Annotated in this window: 18 protein-coding genes; 15 read left to right on the forward strand and 3 right to left on the reverse strand. The window is 64.1% G+C overall.

Annotated elements, in window-relative coordinates:
* Nucleotides 1-435: 435 nt before the first annotated feature.
* A complete protein-coding gene (locus ACFVJ3_RS40055; RefSeq protein WP_378457341.1) occupies nt 436-1533 on the reverse strand; it encodes a tartrate dehydrogenase in 1098 nt (365 codons plus the stop codon).
* 107 nt (nt 1534-1640) lie between these two features.
* Nucleotides 1641-2342 carry a GntR family transcriptional regulator gene (locus ACFVJ3_RS40060; protein ID WP_378457342.1) on the reverse strand — a complete coding sequence of 234 codons (702 nt, stop codon included), beginning with the start codon at nt 2340-2342 and terminating at the stop codon, nt 1641-1643.
* A 147-nt stretch (nt 2343-2489) separates the two neighbouring features.
* Here ACFVJ3_RS40060 and ACFVJ3_RS40065 point away from each other — a divergent pair, with 147 nt between their 5' ends.
* The 4 genes from ACFVJ3_RS40065 (at nt 2490) to ACFVJ3_RS40080 (ending at nt 6947) form a co-directional block, all read left to right on the forward strand.
* Nucleotides 2490-3656 (forward strand): mandelate racemase/muconate lactonizing enzyme family protein, encoded by a 1167-nt coding sequence (locus tag ACFVJ3_RS40065; RefSeq protein WP_378457343.1) that lies wholly within the window; start codon nt 2490-2492, stop codon nt 3654-3656.
* Between the two features lie 71 nt (nt 3657-3727).
* Nucleotides 3728-5047, forward strand: coding sequence for a cation:dicarboxylate symporter family transporter (locus ACFVJ3_RS40070; RefSeq protein ID WP_378457344.1), 1320 nt, complete (start codon nt 3728-3730; stop codon nt 5045-5047).
* 101 nt (nt 5048-5148) lie between these two features.
* The gene (locus ACFVJ3_RS40075) at nt 5149-6105 is read left to right on the forward strand and encodes a phosphoglycerate dehydrogenase (protein ID WP_378457345.1); all 957 of its coding nucleotides are present in this window, start codon (nt 5149-5151) and stop codon (nt 6103-6105) included.
* On the forward strand, nt 6102-6947 hold the full coding sequence (locus tag ACFVJ3_RS40080; RefSeq protein ID WP_378457346.1) for an HpcH/HpaI aldolase/citrate lyase family protein: 846 nt from the start codon (nt 6102-6104) through the stop codon (nt 6945-6947). The genes ACFVJ3_RS40075 and ACFVJ3_RS40080 overlap by 4 nt, the downstream gene beginning before the upstream one ends.
* A 404-nt stretch (nt 6948-7351) precedes the next feature.
* On the opposite strand, the gene ACFVJ3_RS40085 is transcribed toward ACFVJ3_RS40080, so the two are convergent.
* Nucleotides 7352-8764, reverse strand: coding sequence for an MFS transporter (locus ACFVJ3_RS40085; RefSeq protein ID WP_378457363.1), 1413 nt, complete (start codon nt 8762-8764; stop codon nt 7352-7354).
* Between the two features lie 936 nt (nt 8765-9700).
* On the opposite strand from ACFVJ3_RS40085, the gene ACFVJ3_RS40090 reads away from it, so the two are divergent.
* From ACFVJ3_RS40090 to ACFVJ3_RS40140, 11 genes are all read left to right on the forward strand, one after another.
* Entirely contained in the window at nt 9701-10297 is a 597-nt protein-coding gene (locus tag ACFVJ3_RS40090) for a VOC family protein (RefSeq protein WP_378457347.1), read from the forward strand.
* Between the two features lie 105 nt (nt 10298-10402).
* Nucleotides 10403-11200 (forward strand): enoyl-CoA hydratase/isomerase family protein, encoded by a 798-nt coding sequence (locus tag ACFVJ3_RS40095; RefSeq protein WP_378457348.1) that lies wholly within the window; start codon nt 10403-10405, stop codon nt 11198-11200.
* Between the two features lie 84 nt (nt 11201-11284).
* The gene (locus tag ACFVJ3_RS40100) at nt 11285-11875 is read left to right on the forward strand and encodes a carboxymuconolactone decarboxylase family protein (protein ID WP_141475854.1); all 591 of its coding nucleotides are present in this window, start codon (nt 11285-11287) and stop codon (nt 11873-11875) included.
* Nucleotides 11876-11948: 73 nt separating this feature from the next.
* Nucleotides 11949-12827 (forward strand): oxaloacetate decarboxylase, encoded by an 879-nt coding sequence (locus ACFVJ3_RS40105; protein ID WP_378457349.1) that lies wholly within the window; start codon nt 11949-11951, stop codon nt 12825-12827.
* A gap of 1476 nt (nt 12828-14303) precedes the next feature.
* Nucleotides 14304-15116, forward strand: coding sequence for an SDR family NAD(P)-dependent oxidoreductase (locus ACFVJ3_RS40110; protein ID WP_378457350.1), 813 nt, complete (start codon nt 14304-14306; stop codon nt 15114-15116).
* A gap of 27 nt (nt 15117-15143) precedes the next feature.
* Nucleotides 15144-16592: an aldehyde dehydrogenase family protein gene (locus ACFVJ3_RS40115; RefSeq protein WP_141470128.1), complete on the forward strand. Its 1449-nt coding sequence runs from the start codon at nt 15144-15146 to the stop codon at nt 16590-16592.
* Nucleotides 16592-18082, forward strand: a complete 1491-nt coding sequence (locus ACFVJ3_RS40120) for an aldehyde dehydrogenase family protein (protein ID WP_378457351.1) — start codon at nt 16592-16594, stop codon at nt 18080-18082. The genes ACFVJ3_RS40115 and ACFVJ3_RS40120 overlap by 1 nt, the downstream gene beginning before the upstream one ends.
* Before the next feature lie 61 nt (nt 18083-18143).
* Entirely contained in the window at nt 18144-19349 is a 1206-nt protein-coding gene (locus ACFVJ3_RS40125) for a cytochrome P450 (RefSeq protein WP_141470126.1), read from the forward strand.
* Between the two features lie 76 nt (nt 19350-19425).
* Nucleotides 19426-21066, forward strand: a complete 1641-nt coding sequence (locus ACFVJ3_RS40130) for an FAD-dependent oxidoreductase (protein WP_378457352.1) — start codon at nt 19426-19428, stop codon at nt 21064-21066.
* A 291-nt stretch (nt 21067-21357) separates the two neighbouring features.
* On the forward strand, nt 21358-22587 hold the full coding sequence (locus ACFVJ3_RS40135; protein WP_378457353.1) for a CaiB/BaiF CoA transferase family protein: 1230 nt from the start codon (nt 21358-21360) through the stop codon (nt 22585-22587).
* 79 nt (nt 22588-22666) lie between these two features.
* The gene (locus ACFVJ3_RS40140) at nt 22667-23476 is read left to right on the forward strand and encodes an amidohydrolase family protein (protein WP_378457354.1); all 810 of its coding nucleotides are present in this window, start codon (nt 22667-22669) and stop codon (nt 23474-23476) included.
* Nucleotides 23477-23507 lie beyond the last annotated feature (31 nt).

Below are 23507 nucleotides of genomic sequence, written 5' to 3' on the forward strand. Positions count from 1 at the left end.
ATACGCGGCCCGCGGGGTGACGGCGATTCGTCCGACCGGCGCCCGATCCTGCAGAATGGGGTTTGACCTGCAGTGATGACAGGTCCCCTAACGGAAGGACTGGGCCGGTACCGGAGTGCGCGCAGGTTCGATTGGGCCGTCGCATGCGGACTCCTCCGATTTCAGCTGGTCGCGGCGGTACACGGCGCCAAGTAGCCCTGCCCTCGATTTCGCTCGAAACTGATGGATTCCATGAGTTACGCGTGCAATCCGCGAGTTTCTCGCAGATTCCGATACTTGCCGCGGTTGGGAGCACATGTCTGCACCGTTTGACGCCCGTTACGTTATTTACGGTACGGATACCGTCACGGGTGCTCCCCGGTCGCGGTGTGTGAGGGATTCGGTTTGGTGACCTCGTACATCATGTGCGGCCCTCGAACTCGGCTTTCAGCCGGTCTAGGAGGTGACCCGCGTGGTGTTGGTTTCGAGCTGTCGGCGGATAGCGTGGCCGAGGGTTTGGGTGGTGGCGGTGCCGCCGATGTCGGGGGTGAGGGTGTCGCCGCCGGCGGCGAGGACGTCTTCGACTGCGGTCATGATGGCGGCGGCGGCCGCGGCCTCACCGAGGTGGTCGAGCATCATGCTTGCGCTCCAGATCTGTCCGATCGGGTTGGCGATGCCCTTGCCGGCGATGTCGGGGGCCGATCCGTGGACCGGTTCGAACAGGCTCGGGAAGGTGCGCTCGGGGTTGATGTTTCCGCTGGGTGCCACGCCGATGGTGCCGGTGCAGGCCGGGCCGAGGTCGGAGAGGATGTCGCCGAAGAGGTTGCTGGCGACGACGACGTCGAACCAGTCCGGGTGCAGGACGAAGTTCGCGGTGAGGATGTCGATGTGGTACTTGTCCACTGCGACATCGGCGAAGTTCTGGGCCATTGCTTCGACGCGCTGATCCCAGTACGGCATCGTGATGGAGATGCCGTTGCTCTTGGTCGCGGAGGTGAGGTGCTTCTTGGGCCGGGACTGGGCGAGGTCGAAGGCGTACTTGAGGATTCGGTCCACACCGGTGCGGGTCATGACCGTTTCCTGGATGACGGTTTCGCGGTCGGTGCCCTCGAAGATCTTGCCGCCGATGCTCGAGTATTCGCCCTCGGTGTTTTCCCGCACGACGTAGAAGTCGACGTCGCCGGGTTCGCGGCCTGTCAGTGGGCTGGTGATGCCGGGCAGGAGTTTGACCGGGCGCAGGCTCACGTACTGGTCGAAGTGGCGGCGGAACTGCAGCAGGCTTCCCCAGAGGCTGATGTGGTCGGGGACCACGTCGGGCCAGCCGACGGCGCCGAAGAAGATGGCGTCGAACTGGTTGAGCTGGTCGAACCAGCCGTCGGGCAGCATCGTGCCGGTCTTGGTGTAGTAGTCGGCGCTGGCGTAGTCGAACTGCTCGTAGTCGAGCCGGAAGTCGAATGCCGACGCCGCGGCTTCGAGGACCCGCAGCCCTTCGGGGACGACCTCCGTGCCGATGCCGTCGCCGGGGATGACTGCGATCCGATGTGTTGCGCCCATGTGTGGTGGCTTCCCTTCAGGGTCCAGAAATTCTGGCGTGCAGCACTATCGGCTGCCGCTGGGGATGATTCGGGTGTTTGGTTGTGGAGGCCGGTGAGGCCTGCCGGTCAGGCGAGCTCGCGTGAGGTCGCACCCTCGCGTTCTTCGAGGGCGCGGATGGCGCTGGCGGTGAGGCTTTCGGTGATGTGTCGGCGCATCAGCTCGCCGGTGCCGGCCGCATCTCCCGCGACGACCAGGTCGAACAGCTGGTGGTGCTCGTCGAGGTCGCGGATGCGGGGTTCGTCTCCGGGCGGGAGTTCGAGTCCGACGCGGCGGTACCGGTCGGATTTGTCCCAGACGTCGTCGAGTAATCGGATCAGCACGTCGTTGTGGGAGGCGACGTAGAGGGCGCGGTGGAATTCGCGGTGGGCTTGCAGGCCTTCTTCGCCCCATGTACGGGTGACCGGCACCAGTCGGTTCAGGGCGGAGCGCATGAACAGGATGTCCTGGTCGGTGCGCCGTGCGGCGGCCAGTTCGGCGGCGGTGGGGTCGAGGGAGAGTCGGACCTCGAAGAGCTGGCGGGCCTCCTGTGCGCTCATCTGTGCCACTCGCACGTCGCGGTGCGAGTCCATCTCCACGAGCCCTTCGCTGCTCAGGCGGCGGATCGCCTCCCGCAGCGGGGTGATGCTCATCTTGAGGCTGTCGGCGAGTTCGTACTGCGCCAGGCGTGATCCCGGGGTGAGCTCGCCGCTCAAGATCAGCCGACGTAGCTCGCCGTATGCAACGTCGCCCTTGCTGGAATAGACGTTCATGACGTTCGTCGGCTGCATGTGCCCTCCCTCGCCTAAATCCTCGGTCTGTGCTCCCGGCCACAAATTGACTCTTGTGTCCGGCGCCACGATCAGTCTAACATCGCTCTTGCATCTTATAAGTCTTATAAGCGTTATAAGACAACTGAAAGTGAGGAGAGGAAGCACATGAAGATCATTTCCGTACACGAGGGCATCGTCCCGATCAGCTCGTCCATCCGGAATGCCTGGATCGACTTCAGCAAGATGGACTGCTCGATCGTCGCGATCGTCAGCGATGTGATGCGGGACGGCGAGCCGATCGTCGGCTACGGCTTCAACTCCAACGGCCGCTACAGCGCCGGCGAGATCCTGCGCCGCCGCGCCATTCCCCGGCTCCTCGACGCCGACCCCGAAGCGCTGCTCGACGAGGCCGGCGACCTGGATCCGACCCGCGCCTGGGACATCATGATGCGCAACGAGAAGCCGGGTGGTCACGGCGAGCGCTCGGTCGCGGTCGGTGTCATGGACATGGCCCTGTTCGACCTGGCGGCGAAGATCGCAGACAAGCCGCTCTACCGCTACCTCTCCGACAAGTACGGGGACGGCCGGCCCGACGACTCGGTCTTCGTCTACGCCGCCGGCGGCTACTACGCGCCCGGCAAGACCCTGAAAGACCTGCAGGACGAGATGCGCGGCTTCCTCGACATGGGCTACAACGTGGTCAAGATGAAGATCGGCGGCGCCGACCTCGCGGAGGATCTGCAGCGCATCGACGCCGTCCTCGAGGTCCTCGGCGGTGACGGCTCGCGCCTCGCGGTCGACGTCAACGGACGCTTCGACTTGGCGACCGCCCTCGAATACGGCAAGGCCATCGAGCCCTACAACCTGTTCTGGTACGAGGAGGTCGGCGACCCGCTCGACTACCGCCTCAACGCCGTGCTGTCCGAGAACTACTCCGGCCGCATCGCCACCGGCGAGAACCTCTTCTCGCTGCAGGACGCCCGGAACCTGATCCGCTACGCCGGTATGCGTCCCGACCGCGACATCATCCAGGTCGACCCCGCCCTGAGCTACGGCCTCACCGAATACCTGCGGGTGCAGCAGATGTTGAAGGACCACGGGTGGTCCTCGCGCCAGTGCATCCCGCACGGTGGACACCAGTTCTCCCTGCACATCGCGGCCGCGCTGAAGCTGGGCGGCAACGAGTCCTACCCGGGCGAATTCCAGCCGACCGGCGGTTTCGCCGACGGTGCGGTCGTCGAGAACAGCCGGGTCGGGCTCACCGAGATCCCCGGCATCGGGTTCGAGGGCAAGGCCGCCTTCTACAAGGTGCTCCGCGCACTGCACCACTGATCCCCAACCTCCATGGTTCCGGCTGGATGCGGGGACCGCCACCTGGTCCGATGTGCGAAGGAGCACTCGCGATGACTACTACCACCATGTCCCCGAGCCACACCGAACCTGAACGCTCGCGGCTCAGCCGGCTGATGCGCGAGTTGTGGTTCCAAGTGCTGCTGGGGGCGGTCCTCGGAATCACGGTCGGCGTCCTGCTCCCGGACGTCGGCGCCGCGCTCAGCCCGTTGAACGACTGGTTCATCGGCATCGTCAAGATGATCGTCGTCCCGGTCGTGTTCTGTGTGGTCACACAGAGCATTGCGTCGATGGACAGCCTCCGGAAGGCCGGCCGGATCGGCGCCAAGGCGCTCGGCTACTTCATGGTCCTGTCGCTGCTGTCGATGCTCATCGGGCTGGTCGTGGCCAACGTCTTCAAGCCCGGTGCGGGCATGAACATCAATCTCGCCGAGCTCGACGCCGAGAGCATTCCCGGCGCCGGCCAGGCCCACGGCGCGGTCGACTTCATCGACCGCATCATCCCGACCAACCTGTTCGGTGCCGTCACCGGCAACGAAATCCTTGCCGCACTGCTGGTCTCGATCGTGTTCGGCTGCGCCCTCAACGTCTCCGGCGAGAAGGCCGCACCGATCAACGAAGGCATCTCGGCGCTGACCTCCGTGGTGTTCAAGATCGTCGGCTGGGTGATGCGGCTGGCCCCGATCGGCACCTTCGGCGCGCTGGCCTCGGTCGTCGCCAAGTACGGCGCCGAGAGCCTGCAGCAGCTCGGCTACCTGATCCTGCTGTTCACCGGCACCTGCGTCGTGTACGTCATCGTGGTGCTGGGGGTCATCAGCCGGGCCTGCGGTGTCGGCCTGTTCTCGCTGATGCGGTACCTCAAGGCCGAACTGCTGGTCGCGCTGAGCACCTGCTCGAGCGAGGCGGTGCTGCCGCAACTGGTCCGCAAGCTCGAGGACCTCGGTGTCGGTAAGCCGGTCGTCGGCATCGTGATCCCGTCCGGGTTCTCGTTCAACCTCGACGGATCCGCGGTCTATCTGACGATGGCCTCACTGTTTCTCGCCCAGGCAGTCGGAATCGACCTGTCCTGGCAGCAGCAGCTGGTCATGGTCGGCGTGATGATGCTGACCAGCAAGGGGACCGCCGGTATCGCGGGCGGTGCGTTCATCGTCCTCGCCAGCACGATCACCGCCGTCGGCCACGTCCCGCTCGCCGCGCTCGCTTTGATCGTCGGTGTCGACCGCATCCTCAACGAGGGCCGGGTCTTCATCAACGTTCTCGGCAACGCGATGGCCACCATCGTGATCGGCAAGTGGGAGAACGACTTCGACGCCGAGAAGGCCCGAGCAGTGCTCGGTGCCGGGCCCGGCAAGCACGAAGAAGCCGGAAAGTAACCAACAGTGCTGACATGACAGGGCGAGGCGGCCGCGGCGACGCGGCCACCTCGCCCTGCCGCATTCCGCAACAAACACGAACTCGAGAGGAAATGACCTGTATGTCACGCGTTCTGGTGACCACCGACTACCTCGGTCCCGGTGACGAAATCGACGACCTGCTGCGCCGGCACGGACACGAGGTGACCCACGCACCCGCCCGCGGTGCCCGCAGCCCCGCGGAAGCGTTGGCCTTGTTCGACGGAATCGACGGCGCGGTCATCGCGAGCGAACCGGTCACCGCCGACATGCTGAGCCACGCGACTTCCCTGAAAGTCATCGCACGCAGCGGCGTCGGCTACGACTCCGTCGATCTCGCGGCGGCCGCCCGCCACGGCATCCGGGTGTGCAACACCCCCGGCGTCAACCACGACGCGGTCGCCGAAATGACCATTGCGCTGATCCTGACGACCGCCCGCGCACTCCCCCATATCCTTGCCGGGGTCCGTGCGGGCCGCTGGCCCCGTGACGCCGGCCGCGAATTGCGCGGATCGACCCTCGGTGTCATCGGCTACGGACCCAGTGGCCGGGCCGTGGCCCAACTCGGTCTGGCGTTCGGGATGTCGGTGGCCGTACACACCGCACACCCCACCGACGACCCGGGCATCGAATTCGTCGACCTCGACACCGTCACCGCCACCGCGGACTACCTGTCCCTGCACACCCGCGCCGCCGCCCAGGCCGAGCACCTGATCGATCGCAAGCGCCTGCAGGCGATGAAGAACACCGCGGTCCTGATCAACACCGCCCGAGGCAGCATGGTCGACGAGGACGCCCTCGCCGACGCCCTCGAAGCCGGGGACATCGCCGCCGCCGCACTCGACGTCGTCACCCGAGAACCCCTCCCCGCCGACAGCCGACTCCGCGGCCTCGACAACGTGCTCATCACCTCACACCTGGCGGGTCAGACCGTCGAGGCCCGCACCCGCGCCGGCCTCGCCGCCGCCCAGGCCGTGATCGACGTCCTCGCCGGCCGCGAACCCGCCCACCCCGTCGACCAGAAATCGGTAGGACATTGACCGAGAAACTCTCGATACCACCTCGCACGGTCGGGGCTGACATCTCCCGCACCTGGCTGTTGGTCAACGCAACTCGGACCGACACCTTCGACGACGCCGACCGGTCCCGGGCCGATCAGATCGTGCTCGACATCGAAGACGCCGTCGACCCCACCGCAAAGCCTGCCGCCCGCGCCGACGTCGCCCGATGGCTGGAAGCACGATCGGCGTGGGTGCGGATCAACGACCGCTCGACCCCGTTCTGGTCCGACGACGTCGACACCGTGAAGGGCCTTCCCGGCCTGGCCGGGGTAATGCTCGCCAAGACCGAGTCCGCCGAGCACATGACCGAAACCTTCGACCGCCTCGGCGGCGCGACCCCGGTGCTCGGACTGATCGAATCCGCCCTGGGCATCGAGGACGCCCCACAGATCGCACGCGCCCGAGGCGCCTTCCGCCTGGCCTTCGGCAGCGGCGACTACCGGCGCGACACCGGCACCGGAGCCGACGACCTCGCCATGGCCTACCCGCGCTCACGCCTGGTCATCGCCAGCCGACTCGGTAACCTCCCCGGCCCGATCGACGGACCCACCGTCAGCAACGACCACGCAGTCCTCCGCGAGAAGTCCACGCTGGCCACCACTCTCGGACTGACCGGCAAGCTGTGCCTGGACATCGACCACCTGCCCGTCGTCAACGCCGCAATCAGCCCAACCCCGGACGACGCCACCTGGGCGCGGGACTTCCTCGCCGACTTCGAGGCCCGTGGCCGCATCATCCGCGACGGCAGCGACCTACCCCGCCTCGGCCGCGCCCAGAAGATCACCCGACTGGCCAGTGCGTTCGGTGTCCTTCCCGTCTGATTGCCAGGCCCAGCAGATTCCGGGCCGCCGCGCTCCTGACCTGCGATGAACTAGTATCCGGCGGTGGGGGAGCGGCATGCCGAGTATCACACTCTCGACCGCGCCGTACCCACCGGTCGCCGAATTCTGGGACTGCCACTTCGCGCCAGCGACCGACACGTCGAAGCCGAGTCGGCCATACCGAGCAGGTCGGGTGCGAGGTACCGTCCTCGATCGCGCAGATCGGCGATGGAAGTGCGCCAAATGTAGGACAGCGACGGATTGCTCTGCAGGAGAGGGATAGTGTCACCGGTGCCCTCGTCGACAGAGGCCATGTCAACTTCGCCGACCTTCTGCGTTCGCTTTTGATACATCATTTCTCCTTCCCGCCCGACCGGTCGGATGGGGCAGGGCGGCGCCGTGGGTTAGGAGTTCTTGGCTTGTCTGATGAGAAGGCACATCAACGCCCCCAAACCGCTGACGACGGCAGCGGACGTGAACAGGATTGCGTAAGTTGTACTCGTGGCCACCCGCTGGTCGGTGACCGCGACACTGGTGAGAAACGTCGTGGCGACCGTTGCTCCGGATGCCTGGCCCACGGTGCGGATCATGGTGTTGATTCCGAGCGCTGTCGCGATTCTCCCGGTCGGTGTCAGAGTGGGCACGAATTGGGAGCAGCAGCTGAAGCCGATCCCGATGCCACCGCCGACGGCGACGTAGGACCACATGACCGCCCAGACGGATTCATGTCCGAGAGCGAGGATCACGGCTCCGATGAACAGGCATATCATCGCGAGCATCGCGGTAGCACGATCGCCGTACTTGCGAACGAGCGTCGCGGCAATTCGTCCCCCCGCAATCACCGCGAGAGTGTTCGGGACCATGTACAGCGTGGCTTCGATAACCGGAATTTCCATGCCACCGCCCGTTTGCCGCGAGCCGAGCATGATCGCGGGGACGACGATGTAGAACAGGAAGGAAATGAACCCGAGCAGGAACGCCAAGGCGTTGACGACACCCAGATTTCCGAGGACCAGGAAACGTATGTCCAGGAGAGGAATCGGGAGCCTCAGTTCAACGAGGACTAATGCCGTCGTTCCGCCCGCAGCAACGAGGAAGATGATGGCGGTCTGCCACGACGACCAACCGAATGTCGATCCTTGCGAGATCCCTAGCAGTAACGACGACAGTGCCAGCACGAAGAGTGCGGTCCCGGCCCAATCGATGGGATCCGTCGTTCGGCTCCGTTCGGCCGTGTTCGGCACGAAGAGGATGCTAGCTACTAGCGCAAGTAGGCCCGTTATCGCCATGGTCCCGAAGAGGCCTCGCCACCCGAACACATCGGTAATTATTCCGCCCGAGATGAGTGCGATTGCTGAACCAAGCCCGAGTACGCCTGACAACCAGCCGGTGGCGGATCGCTGTGACTCGCCGGAGAAGTTGTGCTGCACGATCGCCAGCGCCAGGGGGAACGTTCCCGTACCCACCGCTTGGATTGCGCGGGCTACCAGCAAAGTAGTGAGGTTGGGAGACAGTACAGCAAATGCCGATGCCGCTGTCATCATGGCAAGGGCAAATAGGAGAACGCGCCGGTGTCCGAAGCGATCACCGAGTAGACCCATGATCGGAACGAGCACGGCACCGAACAACAGATTGGTAGTGACGATCCACCCCACCGCTGTCGGGCTTACCGACATCGACTCGCCCAATTTCGGCAGGACAGGTATTACCAGGGTCTGGGTAAGCAGAAAGCTCAAGACGGCGAGGCACAATGAGGGAAGCGTTGCACGACTGTGCAGCCTCGACCGGGATGATCGTCGTGCGAGGGTCCGGGTCATCGTGCAACCACAGTTCGAAGTGCCGATCGGTGGCAGATCCGATAGTTGGCGCACCCCGGGCTGAGCCTGACTGCAGGTGCGAACTCCATTTTGCCTTGAAACATGATGGTCCAATCGACAAGGGGACTTATCTGGAAGGCTGGGAATTGGGACCCGCCCTGCATCACAGTTGACCACACGCCGAGTACTGATGGTAGTAGTCTGCAAACTGTCAACATCGTGCAATCTGATGAAGGCACGGATGAAACCACATCGGCCGTCGAGTCGCCGCGTAAATTTTTCGGCGCAGACGTGAGGGTCACTGGACGGAGGATCTGGTCGCCGTCCTAATGCGGATGCGTCTGCCCCACCTCCGGGTTGCTGCACCGCAGGTGTCGGCCACCGCGAAAGCGCAGCGGTGGGATCTCGCAGAGATGCTCGAGGTCCGACTGGCAAGGGGCCGCCGGCAGGTTGGCGATCGCGGTGGAGTTGCGGCGCTGCCACACCTCCATCGAAATCACGTTCAACTACCCCGCCGATGTGCACTTCTGTCTCGCGGCACCCAAGGCGGCCGCACGCGCCGACGTGCTCGCTGACGCCCGCCGCACCCGCCCCACCCGCTTCGGTATGACGGACCCATGTCGAAGAACCTGGCCGTACCAACCGCCGCCTGGATCAACAAACCCTTCATTCAGGCTGTGGAATGGGGTCAGGCGACCGCTGTCGGGATCACCCATATCAGAGACTTCCGACCAGGCTGACCGCGCCGCGAGCACCGCGCCAGACCTCACGCCGGGCGAAGAAGGATCGAGGCGCCAGCAAACAGACAACTGTTGACAGTGAGCGAAGGGCGAGTTACGGTATCCAGCGTTATGTGGCGCGTATCTCATAGCGCCAGGCCCTCAACCATCGGTCGGCCGACACACATCCCATAAATTCGACCCAAGGAGGAGCAGCGTGAGCGTTCCGGCCAACACCAAGTTTGACTTCAAGAGCATCGATCATCTCGCCATCACGGTGAGCGACATGAAGCGAGCCGTGGAGTTCTATCACGACAAGCTCGGCATGCCGATCCTCTGGACGATGGAGTACAAGAATGATGAGGGCGAGGTCATTGGACAGCACTGGTATTTCGGTGTCGGCAACGATGGCTCGCACCTCGCGCTCTTTTACTGGAAGGACGGCTACCAAACCGTCCCGGGGCGTCCGGGCCATCCGGTGAAGCCGATCAACAAGCGCGCCTATCCAATCGCCGAGCTCATGCACTTCAACCTTCGCGTAGATGCGGATCGTATCGAGGAGTACTGCGACCGTCTCAAATCGGTCGACATCCCCTTCAGTCACACGGTCCGGTACGAGAACCCCGAGCGTCCGGGCCAACTCGTTGCCGAGAAGCGCGAAAACGAGTTTCTGCCTGCCCGTGAGGGTGCCCTGATGAGCTCTGTGTATTTCACGGATCCCGACGGCATTGAGCTCGAGTTCAACGCGTGGTTTCCGATCTGGCAGTCCTGGCCGAACGACGCCATTCCCATGAACGACGAAGTCTCGGTCTGACGTTTCTCGTTTGTCGGGGTCGGTCGGAGCCTGCGTTCCGACCGACCCCGACCGGCGGCTGGACGCCAAAAGGATTGAAAACCGACGGAGAGGAACGTCGCCGAGATGAATTTTCAGCAAGTTGATCGACCCGTCCGGGTCGAAATAGACGACGCAGTGTGGACACTGGAACTGTCGCGTCCGGAACGTCGCAACGCCATCGACCTTGTCATGATTGACCAATTGCACGAGGCATTGGACAGGATCGAGCACGCGACCGTGGCACCGCGCGCCGTCGTACTCACAGGTGCTGGCGGGAGCTTTTGCAGCGGAGCCGACCTAAAGGCTCGCTCGGGGATGGCGCCTGAGGATCGGGCCGCACATGCCTCGCGCATCGCGCAGAGCGCAGCGCGCATCGCACACCTAGCGATGCCCACCATCGCGGTCGTGGACGGTTTCGCGCTTGGAGCCGGGTGTGAACTCTCGCTCGCATGCGACATCCGGATCGCGACGGACCGTGCGGTCTTCGGGCTGCCGGAGACGGCAGTCGGTGTTATTCCTGGTGCCGGCGGAACCCAGCGACTAACTCGCCTGGTCGGACCCGCTCGGGCCAAAGAGATGATCTTCTGGGGCTTGCGAGTCTCCGGCGCTGAGGCCGAACGCACAGGTCTCGCCCAACGATTCTGTCCCTCTGCCGATGCCGCGGCAGAGGAATTGAAGAACCTGCTCGACGATCTCGCATCGCGAGCACCGCTCGCCATTGCTGCTGCCAAGCGAGCTATCGATGCCGGCATCGAGCTGCCGCTCGATGAGGCCCTCCGGCTCGAGTCTGAGCTGGTGGCTCCCTTATTCGGCACTCACGACTACCAGGAAGGCGTCGACGCGTTCGCGGAACGCCGACCGCCCCGCTTCCGCGGCTACTGAGCGATCGCCGCAGAACTGCTAATTTTTCGATTTGTCTGCCAAGTGTTCGCAGTTGGCACACCACGAACCACCAAGGAGTTCCAGATGCCACGTTTGAAGCAGGTCTCCCGGACCGAAGTGACCGATGAGCGCATTCTCGCCCAGTACGACAAGGCATTCGGGAGCAAAGACCCTGTCGCCGAGCCCGGTACCCACGGCGGAACGCCAGGCCACTGGTGGACGGTTTACGCACTCGACCCCCAGCTCTTCGGCCTGATGCAGGACCGTCAAGCCTGGCAGTTCAGCGAGGAGCGGCTTGTCCCGCCGGTGCTGCGCGAGCTGGCCATTACGCGGGCTGGCTGGGTGGTGGGATCCCAGTTCGTTTTCTCCCAGCACACCAAGATGCTGCGTAAACTGGGCGTCGACGAAGAGATGGTTACCTCTGTGCCGCACTGGGGTTCGGCGTCGTGCTACAGCGACATCGAGCGGGCCGTTCTGGCCTATACCGACGACCTGGTCGCCAACACTGGGCGCACCACCGACGAACTTTTTGAGAAGCTCAAGAAGGAACTTAGCGACCGCGCAATCCTCGAGTTGACGTTCATGATCCTGACGTACCAGTCCTCGGCCACGATGGCGAGGGCCCTGCGCCTGGAATTTGATGACCGTCCTGAACAGGTCGTAGAGATCAAATGATTGCGATGACCGGGAGTCGCAGTGATCCGCCGCGACCGCACTTGCTCAGCAGGACCTACAAGGAAGTGGAGCGATGACTGCCAGGAGAGAAGCTCAGCGTCGTGACTTCCGTGCGCTGATCGAATCCGGCGAGACGGTGGTCGTCCCCGGGGCAGCCAATTCCCTGACCGCGCGGATCATTGCGGATCTTGACTACAAGTCCGTCTACGTGACTGGTGCCGGCGTGGCGAACACTTACCTGGGAGTTCCTGATATCGGTCTACTGACTCTCAGTCAGCTTGCTGATCACGTGTCTGCGATGAGCGAGGCCGTGGACATCCCGATGGTCGTGGACGCCGACACAGGGTTCGGCAACGAGGTCAACGCATGGCACACCGTGCGGATCCTCGAGAAGGCAGGTGCCAGCGCCCTGCAGATAGAGGACCAGACTTTCCCCAAACGGTGTGGGCACTTCGAAGGAAAGGAGACCATCAGCGCTGAAGAGATGGTCTCCAAGATCGGAGCAGCGATTGATGCCCGTACCGATGAGAACCTGCTGATCGTCGCCCGCACTGACGCGCGCTACATCGAAGGCATCGACGAGGCGTGCCGCCGCGCATCGATGTACCGGGATGCCGGCGCCGATGTGACGTTTGTGGAAGCACCCCAGGACATCGACGAGATCGAACGGATCGCCAAAGAGGTCGAGGGTCCCAAGGTGCTGAACATCGTGCAGGGCGGCAAGACCCCCGAACTGAGTTGGGAGCACGCCCACGACCTGGGGTTCTCCATACTGCTCTACGCCAACCTCGCACTTCTCGCGGGCGTGCATGGGATTCGCGAGTCCCTGACTGGATTGAAGGAGCATCGCGGTGCCGACAGTGGCGCACCGCGCGCAACTTGGGAGCAACGCCAGGCTCTGGTCCGCAAGGACTTCTTCGACGGGCTCGAAGGTAGGTTCGGCCGATACTGATAAATGCGGCCACGCGGCCTGCCGACGAAACGAGGGACAGCAGAAATCGCCACAAGAGTGGGAAGCGGCGGGACTGAGTACGCTGATGCGAAGACCACGGCTCTGGCCGTGTGGAATACCAGGGCTCGATTCTGGGTGGATGCGGGGACGGATGCGCCAGCGGGCTTGTACGAGGACTGCCTCCGTCGTGGTCGCCCGCGCCCGCGCAGCAGGGCTCACCATTGCCAGCGTGCCGAGCGGGTTCACTCCCGCCGACGTCAACGACTTCCTGAGTCACCGCCACGATGGGCGAGCGCATCAAGACAGCAGGCGAAGCCCAAGTCCGCCGACGCAGCAGCTTCCACGCCGCCCTGACATCGGTTAACGAGGACATCGAGGTGTGCAAGGCGCATGTGAAGCGCGTTTCGACGCAGACCTCAATGATCTTCCTGGCCAATAAGGTTCACCCGCCTATGCCCTGGCCACCCCACACAACTGTGGTGTGGTGCTAATGGCGGTGTGGGAGGCTCCGACCTGGACTAGACTTCATCGTCCCTTCCGGCTTTGTGCCGAACCCGACATCCACCACTTCCTGGTTTGGTCCATCTTCCCCAAGCAGGTACGTACGCCGCCAGCGAAGAGTTCATGGGCTCCCTTTGTAGAGTCCCCGCGCGACGCACGCGCGAGCAGTCGGTCAGCCCCTGGGCGCGCACAGGCGATGTATAAGTTGATGTCGAGACTGGTCTCTGATAGCCGGGTCTCGCCAACACGAGCGATGTGGCCAGGCTCTGCCATCGCTGCCGCCATGACTGATCCGGCGACGGAAGTTTGCACCGTCGCGTCGATCGGCCCACCAGTTGCACGGCGCCGCCGTGGTGGGAGTTCGCGACGCGCGCTGCAAGTGCGGATCCTTCGCTCCAGGGCTACTGCATGGAAATCCACATCACCGGGGTAGGGCTTCTCGGGGTTGGGGTTCAGCAGCTGCTCCACGGCTTGGTCTCGCAAGATCTGGCGGATCTGGCTCTCCTGGTCCGTTGTGCTTGGTCGCAGGATGCGCTACCTGTGCCTCGAGGAGGATGCGGATCCCGTACATGGTGCGTCGCCTCTCCAGGCGAGACGTCGCGAACATAGGCTCCGCGGTTGCCCTCGAACTCGATGGGACCTTTCGCGCTCAGCTGCTGGACAGCGTCGCGCATGGGTCCTCGGCTGATGTCGCGCAGCGCCGGCCAGTCCTACCTCGTTAATTCAAGCGCCGACTCGGGATCTCCCTTCCATATCATCGCTCTGCAGCAGCTCAAAGGGCTGTGGGGGAACGGAGTTGGATACAACGTGCGCCGATTTACACTCGCGGCTTCGCCGTTTGCGACTGCCCATGCCCGGCGCCTGATGAGGCTGTGTGTCAGTCGACGGTCTATGTACTGCGACTCCATCTGATTTTAGTTATCTGTTGACAGTTGTCTGAGTGCAGCGTTAGCGTATGTGACATCCAGCACGTGTGTGAGCAATGCACGTGCGCGCTACGAGGCTCAGGCCTCAAAAGAAAGGATCGTTACCGTGGGTGACCTTGATGGACGTCGAATTGTGATCACTGGAGCAGCCAGCGGCGTGGGCGCCGGGCTGGTCGCCGGGCTCACCGAACGAGGAGCCCGTGTCGTTGGCTTCGACCTCGACGCCGAAGCAGGTCAGGCTAATGCCGACAAACACGGCACGGGGTTCGCGGCCTGCGACATCAGTGATCCTGAGTCGGTGGCAACTGCTTTCCAGGAAGCCGATCGTGTGCTCGGTGGCCTCGACTGCTTCATCAACGCCGCGGGTGTTGCCCCCGCCGAGGCTGCGGCCTCGACCCCGCTCGAGCTCTGGGAACTGTGCCACCGCGTCAACGCGACCGGCACATTCTTGACCAACCTCAAGGCATTCGAGCGGCTGAAGGACAACGGTGGCCGCATCATCAACTTCGCGTCGGCAGCAGGCATGGCCGCCTACCCGAGCAAGGCCGCCTACGCGGCAAGCAAGGGCTCGGTGCTCGCCTGGGTAAGAACGATTGCCGTTGAGTGGGCACCCTTCGGCATCACCGTCAACGCCATCGGGCCGCTCATGTGGACCTCGATGTACGACAAGACTCGCGCCGGCATCGCCCCCGAGAACCTCCCCGCGCATGACGCCCTAATTAAGTCGATCATCCCCATGGGTCGCATGGGGCAGGTGGAATCCGACCTTGTCCCCGTCCTCGCGTTCCTCGCCGGTGAAGGGTCGGGCTTCATCACGGGCCAGACGATCATGATCGACGGCGGCCAGACCCAGGTCCGCTGAGACCGGCGAGGGAGAGCGGAGATAACAATGGCCACATATGACGTCAACCTCCTGATCGCAGGGGAACTCGTGCCCGGCAAAGGCGCGCAGATCACGGTCGACAACCCGGCCACCGAGGAGACCCTGGCCACCTTTGACGGGGCATCGGAGGACCAGGTCGACGCGGCGATCGAAGCAGCCCGGCGAGCGTTCGACTCGGGCGTGTGGAGCGACCCCGAACTGCGCAGGGATCGACTGCAGCGAATCGCAGACTTGCTCGAAAAGCACGAGGACGAACTCAACAAGATCATCATCAGCGAGGTCGGCACGCCGATCTCCCTCAGCACCTACCTGCAGGCCCGCGAGCCCGTGGCTGTCTTCCGCTCCTTCGCCGACTACGCCGTACGGGACTGGACAGACTACCTCGGCGTGAAGGACGGTCCGCTGCGCAGCGACGCGATCATCCGACGCCTACCTACCGGCGTAGTCTCGGCCATCGCGGCCTACAACTACCCCGTCCTCTTCGCCGCCGCCAAACTCGGCGCCGCCTTCGCGGCTGGCTGCACCGCAGTGCTGACGCCGAGCCCGCAAGCGCCCCTGGGCATTCTATTCCTGGCGCGGCTGCTTCAGGAAGCAGACCTTCCGCCGGGAGTGGTCAATGTTGTGGCGGGCGGCGTCGATGTCGCCCAACGCATGACGACCCACCCCGATGTGGACAAGGTAAGTTTCACCGGCAGCGCCTCTGTCGGCCGCCAAATCATGGCGCAGGCAGCACCCGGGCTCAAACGGCTTGTCCTCGAACTTGGCGGCAAGTCTCCCTCGATCATCCTTCCCGATGTCGATGCACCGTCGATTGCTGACCAGGTGCACGCCCGCTATGCGCGGAACGCGGGTCAGGGTTGCTCATCTCCGACGCGCATCCTCGTCCACAAGTCCCAGATCGACGACTTCATCGACGCCAGCAAACCTGTCCTCGCGGAGATGAAGGTCGGAGACCCCTGGGACCCGAGCACCGTCGCCGGTCCTCTCATCACCTCCCGCCACCGCGAGCGTGTCGAGGGCTTCGTGGACCGCGCTGTCGCCGACGGGGGCTCCATCGTCGCCGGAGGTGGACGCCCGGACATCGAGCGTGGCTGGTTCATGAACGCTGCTCTGATCGCAGGTCTCGACAACTCCGCTGAGATCTGCCGCGAGGAACTCTTTGGCCCCGTGGGCGTCGTTCTTCCCTACAACACCATCGACGAGGCCATCGAGATCGCAAACGATTCCCAGTACGGCCTGGCCGCGACCATCTACGGCGACGCTGACACAGCCAAGGAGATCTCACCGCGACTACGCGTCGGTACGGTCATGGTCAACGGCTGGATCGGACGACCGGACCAGAGTTCTGGCGGGTTCAAGGCCAGCGGCATCGGCCGCGAAATGGGCGCTCAAGGCGTTCTCGAGTTCCTCGAAGGCCAGTATGTCGCCTGGCCCGAACCTGCGGAAGGTCTCTGATGACTGTCGTATCCTACGATGCGCGACTCGGCCAGCCGAGCTTCAACGCGCAAGAGACCGAATCGAGCGAGCTGGACTCCATCCTGGAGAAGGCAGCGCGAACTGCCGAGATCCTGGCACGCACCGCACCGGCGGAGCGTCGTACGTGGCTGTATGCACTGGCCGATGCACTTGAGGCCGCTGCCGATGAGGTGGTGGTCATCGCCGACCGCGAGACCGGTGCTGGAGAGCAACGGCTCCGAGGTGAGTTGGCGCGTACCGCACAGCAGTTGCGCTACTTCGGTGACGTCGTGGTGGAGGGTTCTTGTTTCGAGCTCACCCGCGACGAGACGCTTCCAGACGTTCCTCCGCTCGTCCGCATCAATCACCCCCTCGGTCCAGTGGCAGTCTTCGGGGCGAGCAACTTCCCGTTCTTCATGGGAGTGCTCGGCAATGACACCGCTTCGGCGCTCGCCAGTGGCTGCCCAGTGGTCACCAAGGTGCACAGCGCCCACCTCGAGCTCGGTCTTCGACTCGCCGAGATCGCACAGGAAACCCTTCGCGCGGCCGGAGCACCCGATGCGCTGCTGCAGGCCGTGGTAGGACGTCGAAGTGGCATCGAACTCGTGAAGGCACCCCAGGTCTCGGCGGTTGGCTTCACCGGTTCGCAGGCAGGCGGACTGGCGTTGTGGCGGGCGGCAAACGACCGCGATCGGGTGATCCCGGTCTACGCCGAGATGGGGACCGTCAACCCCGTCGTGGTCACCCCTGATGGCGCTCAGGACATGGAGGAAGTGGCCAGCCGATTCGTCGCCGGATTCACGCTGGGCTTCGGTCAGTACTGCACCAAACCCGGTCTGCTGTTCGCCCCGTGCGGCGTCGGAGCGGCAGAACTGATCGGCAAGGCACTGAAAGAGGCTGATCCCGAGCCGGTGATGTTGACTCAGGCCATTGCGTCGGACGTTGCTGCTGGCGTGGCCGACATGGTTGCGGCCGGCGCGGAATTGGTCACGTCGGTGGGCTCTGAAATTACGGGATGGAGCGCACCGGCGGCGGTGCTGACCGCTCCAATCGAGGCGCTGACTGCAGGAAGTCGCCTGCTGGAGGAGACCTTTGGTGCGGTTGCCGTCGTCGTCGAGTACGACGATGAGGAGCAGCTCATCGTCGCCCTGCGACGACTGCAGCCGTCATTGGCGGCCAGCGTCCTCACCGGGGGTCCCTCTGATAGTGCCGCCGGACGTATGGCATCGGTCCTGGCTGAGCGAGTGGGCCGGGTGATATTCGACGGATGGGCCATGGGTGCATCGGTGACGTGGGCTCAGCAGCACGGTGGTCCCTGGCCATCGACATCGGCGCCCAGCACGACCTCCTTGGGTGCCTACGCGATTGGGCGCTTCGTTCGCCCGATCGCCTACCAGAGTGGGCACGACGCATGGCTCCCAGAGCCCGCCCGATCGGACAACCCCTGGTCATTGCCGGCACGGATCGACGGCGTCTGGACGCCAGCCTAACCACGAGCGTGGCTCACAACTAAAGTCATTCAACCGTTTTCGCGGCACAGAAGGTGAAGTTATGACCAGTGACCAGCAGTCGGCACAGGGTGTCAATGACTGGACGCCCACCGAGGAACGATTCACAAACCTGCGAACCCCGGAGTGGGAAGCGGAGATGGGGCGGCTGCGGAAGCAGTGTCCTGTGGCGCACACCGAGTTGTTCGGCGGTTTCTACACGCTCTCGCGATACGAGGATGTTGCCAAGGCATCCCGGGACTTCCGCACCTACCGCTCCGGCCAGCCCTTCATCCGGGTGCCCGGGATGTCCGGACTCATCCCGAGTTCGCTCAACCCGCCGGAGCACGGCCCCTACCGCAAGGTGCTCAACACCTACTTCAGACCCGAGATCATGAATGAACTCGAAGATGCCATCACCAGATACGCTGTCGATGGAATCTCCGAACTCACCGCTGCCGGCTGCGGCGACGCCGTCGCGGCGATCTGCAAGCCCGTCCCTGCGCGGGCGCTCGCTACGTGGCTGCGACTCGGCGAGGACGCACACACGCAACTGCTTGGACACTTCACGCAGCTCGGCGGCGACTTCGATGATCCCGAGCGGATGAATGAGCTGATGTTCTCGGTCTTCGCCGGTCACATCAGCAAAGTCGTAGCCGATCGCCGCGCGAACCCCCGGGATTCTGCCGTGGATGTCCTCCAGGGGATACTCGAAATGGAGGTCGACGGGGTACCCACGAGCGACGAGACTGCCGTGGCCGTGGGCGTCGCACTGATCGGCGCGGGTCACGCCACCACAGCCGACGCGCTGGGATCGGCGATCTACCGCCTTGCGCAGGACCAGGAGCTCCAGCAGCGCCTGCGGGACAACCCGGACTTAATTGTTCCTGCATCGGAGGAGTTCCTGCGCCTGGACTCCCCGCTTCCTGAGCGGGGCCGTCACACATCGACCGATGTCGAACTGCACGGCGTGACGATTCCCGAAGGTTCGCTGGTAGCCCTGAACTACGGATCGGCCAACCACGACGAGGAGAAGTTCGAGCGTCCCACGGACTGTTTGATCGATCGCGCCCCCAACCAGCACCTCGCCTTCGGATTCGGGCCGCACCAGTGCGCCGGAGCACCCCTCGCGCGACTCGAGTTGCGAGTCGTGTTGACGGAACTGCTCGCGCGCACGTCCTCGTTCTCACTCGCCGGGGAACCCGAGTCCGTGCGTGGACTGATGATGAACGGCCTCGAGACCCTGCCGCTCGTCATCGAAGGCGCATAACGCGGTGGGGCCCGCCGCATCGTCGAACATCACCGTTGGTGACGCGCTGCGTCGCTGTTGCGAGAGGAAGAACTAGATGAGCACGCCGTCCGTCATTGTGGTCGGGGCAGGACCAGTGGGGCTGGCGACAGCGCTGGAACTGGGACTTCGCGGCCAGGAGGTACTGGTCCTCGAAGCGGGGAATGGCCAGGTCCACCATCCAAGGGCGGGCGGTGTCAACAGTCGCACGATGGAGTTCGTCCGGCGCTGGGGCTTGTCAGATCAGGTGCGCGGCTGTGGATTCCCAGCCGATTACCCGCTCGACATCGTCTTCAGCACGGGCCTTGACCGGCACGAGCTGTACCGCCACGAGGTAAAGCCCCTTGGGCTGATGCCCACGCCGCCCCAGACGCCCGAGCGTCGTCAGCGGTGCCCCCAACTGTGGTTCGATCCCATCCTGACCGAGGCTGCTTCGAAACTTCCGAATGTCGACCTGCGGTTCAACGTCACCGTAGACCGCCTCGAATCGCACTCCGACGGCGTGACAGCGCACTTCACCGATGCCGCAGGTCAGGCAGGCACGGTGGATGCGCGGTATGCAGTGGCGTGTGACGGAGCCGCCAGCCCCCTGCGGTCGGCCCTCGGTATCGAGATGTCCGGCATCCCGCTGCTCAATCGCTCGATCGGAGTCTTCTTCCGGTCCAAGAACCTCGTCGAACGCGCGGGGGTTCGCCCCTCCGCGCGCTGGGTCTTCATCTCGCCCGAGGGCCCGATCGGCAATCTGACGGTGGTCAATGGTGACGACCTGTGGCGGTTCACCCACATCCTTGAAGGGACGGATCGGCAGGAGTTGGACGTGGCCGGCGTCGAGCGCGTGATGCGCCGGGCCCTCGGCCCCGAACCGGACATCGAGATCCTCGACATCGCGCCTTGGCGCCGCTCGCAACTGGTGGCTGACAGCTATCGCTCGGGGAACATCTTCCTTGCGGGCGATAGTGCACACACGATGTCGCCCACCGGTGGTCACGGTTCGAACACCGGGATCGGGGATGCGGTCGATCTCGCGTGGAAGTTGGACGCCCGACTTCGAGGTTGGGGCGGCGAGGATCTTCTCGATTCCTACGAGCTCGAGCGCCGTCCGATCGCGCAGAGGAACGCCTCGGCGGCGACCCGAAACTTTTACGGCTGGTATGCGAAGTCGGACACGAGCCTCATCATGGAAGAGAGCGACGAGGCCGAGAGCGTGCGTCGGCAAGTTGGCCAAGAGCTCTTCGACGGCACCCGCGAGGAGTGGGAGTCGATCGGGGTCGCACTCGGATACCGCTACGAGAACTCACCCATCGTGGTGGGCGACGACTCGCCGGAACCAGAAGACACGTTCGGCACCTACACACCGACGAATCGTGCCGGCCACCGCGCACCGCATGCCTGGATTGATGAAACCACGTCCGTCCTCGACTGGTTCGGGGAGGGATTCATGCTCCTGCACCAAGGGAGCGAGGCGCCACCTCAGCTAATCGACAGTGCCCGGAAACTCGGAGTTCCTCTCGCGGCAAAGAAATTACCCTCCTCCCTCACTGACCTGTACCCGACCGAGCTCACGCTCGTCCGTCCCGACGGGCACGTCGCGTGGCGAGGTGACACCGGGTCCGTCGATGAGCGCACGCTGCTCCTTCGAGTGGCAGGCCGCACAGCCGAGCAGGAAGCAGACGGAGCCGGTATGGGCGAGCGGCTTTGAGGTCGAACTGGCCCCCACCGGCGAGGTTCTGTCGGTGGACCTCGACGAGGCAATCCCCGACGTACTCGAAGAACACCGCATCGAGGTCTTTTCGTCCCGACGAGACGGCACGTGCGAGAGGGACGTCATCTCCGACGACATTGAGCACCGTGACTCAGTGGCCTCGCCGGAGGAGCAGGCCGCGAACGACACCACATCCGTGTGTGTTTCGCGCGCCCGATGCCCTCGCGTCGCCCTCGACGCACGGTGCGGATCGACACGAACTTTTGACACGATGATGGGAGTAGATGCATGAGCGCCACAGGAGTCAGTACATCCGAGAGGTCCTCGACTGTGTGGCCGGTCGACGAGCGCGCGAGCGGCATCCTGGGAGGGATCAAGGTCCTCGACCTCAGCCGAGTCGTCGCCGGACCGTACTGTGCCCAGATGTTGTCGGACCACGGGGCCAACGTGATCAAGGTCGAGAGCCCTGCGGGCGACGACACTCGGCAGTGGGGCAAGCTCACGCCGGATGGTTCCTCGAGCAGTTACTACTACGGACTGAATCGCAACAAGGCCAACATCGAGTTGGACCTGGCGACCGAAGAGGGCCAGGAGGTGCTCGGGCGGCTCATTCACGAGGCGGACGTGGTCATCGAGAACTTCAAAGTCGGGACGATGGAGCGATGGGGCCTCGACTACGAGACCGTCCTGGCTCCACGCCACCCGCAACTGGTCTACTGCCGCATCAGCGGTTTCGGAGCCGATGGCCCCCTGGGCGGGCTGCCAGGGTACGACGCTGTGCTCCAGGCGTACGGCGGCCTCATGAGCGTGAACGGATATTCCGACCGGGGTCCGTTGCGGGTCGGTGTGCCCATCGTCGACATCGTCGCAGCAAACCTTGCCTTCAGCGGAATCATGCTGGCGCTCTACGAGCGCCGTGACTCTGGCCTGGGGCAGTTCGTGGACACGACTTTGCTCGACTCGGTCGTCTCGATGCTGCTCCCGCACTCACTGTTGTGGGCCATGGATGGTGATCGACCCGAGCGGACCGGAGAGGCACATCCGGCAGTCGCCCCCTACCAGACCTTCGAGACCGACCGGGGAGACTTCTTCCTCTGCGCCGGCAACCCGCGCCAGTTCACGTCCCTGATGAAGGTCCTAGGACGTCCTGAGGTGGTCGAGGATGCGAGGTTCTCCACGAACGAGGCGCGACTACGCAACGTCACGGAGTTGGCGAAGATCATCTCGGACCAGATCAGTGGCCGCGACCTCGAGGCGCTGACTCGCGAACTGAACGAGGCGGGTGTGCCTGCAGCGGAGGTGAAGGAGATCCCTCATGCGCTGCAGAGTTCCCAGGTAAAGCACCGGGATCTCTTCATCGACAGTGGTGACTACCGAGGCGTTGGTGTTCCCATCAAGCTAAGCCGATCCGCGGCTCGGAAACCGTCTGCGGCCGTCCCCAAGGGGGCCCACAATGACCAAGTGCTTCGTGCGCTCGGGATCGGCGATGCCGGCGTAGTCTCGGCCCGTGTCGGCTGAGATACCGGCGTCGTGCCGGCTCAGGCCGGATGCATCGCATCCTCGGCCGTCTTCGCCCGGGGGTGGAGGGGCTACGCCGATGCCCCAGGGTGATGCACTCAGAGTCATCGATGCGCAAATTCACCTCGCCGAGACGTTCGGAGAGAGTGATCTGCGCGCACTCCTGGCAACCGAGCCGGTCGACCTGCTGATGGTTGACGAGTACTGGTATCGGGACAACCCCGAGTACTCGATGCCTTCCATTCCACTGGAGCAGGGCGGTTATCGGCCGCTGTCACCATTGGCCGAATACCTCGCGGTGAGCGAGCCGAGCCGGTTCGGCGTGCTGCGAAGGATCGATCGACACGATCCAGAGGCCGCGGCGCTGATCAGGCTGCTTGCAGATCTCCCGTCCCCGCGGGGGATTCGGTTCAACCTCCGGGACGCCGCCGAACGTTGCCTGTTCGCCGACGGAGCGTACGACGAATTGCTCGCGGTCGCGGCTGAGCGAGGCGTGGTCGTGTGCCTCCTGCAGCCCAACCCCGAGAGTGCCGCGCGCGCAGTCGATGTCATCGATGGGTTGCAGGTAGTCTTGGACCATTGTGGCTACCCCGAGGCTCCCAGTGATTGGGAGGCGGTCCTCGACGTTGGTGGGCACCCGTCGATCTCACTCAAGTGGGCACATGGGGCGCGCCTGCAGTGGGACGGGTATGGGGAGCGGGTTCAACTGAGCCGTGCGGTGAGTGCCTTCGGAACCGAGGGCGTGCTGTGGGCGAGTGATCTCACGATGGACGGGTCCGGTCGCAGCTGGTCGGATCTGCTGAAAATCGTGACGGAGCACCCCGAGTTTTCCTCTGCGCAGAAGCATCACCTCTTGTATGAAAATGCGCGACGCCTCTTCACCGATTGATGACGGCCAACTGTTGACAGATAGCAGTAGC

It is taken from the genome of Rhodococcus sp. NPDC127593 (assembly GCF_042671975.1).
In the GTDB taxonomy this organism is placed as follows: domain Bacteria; phylum Actinomycetota; class Actinomycetes; order Mycobacteriales; family Mycobacteriaceae; genus Rhodococcus_F.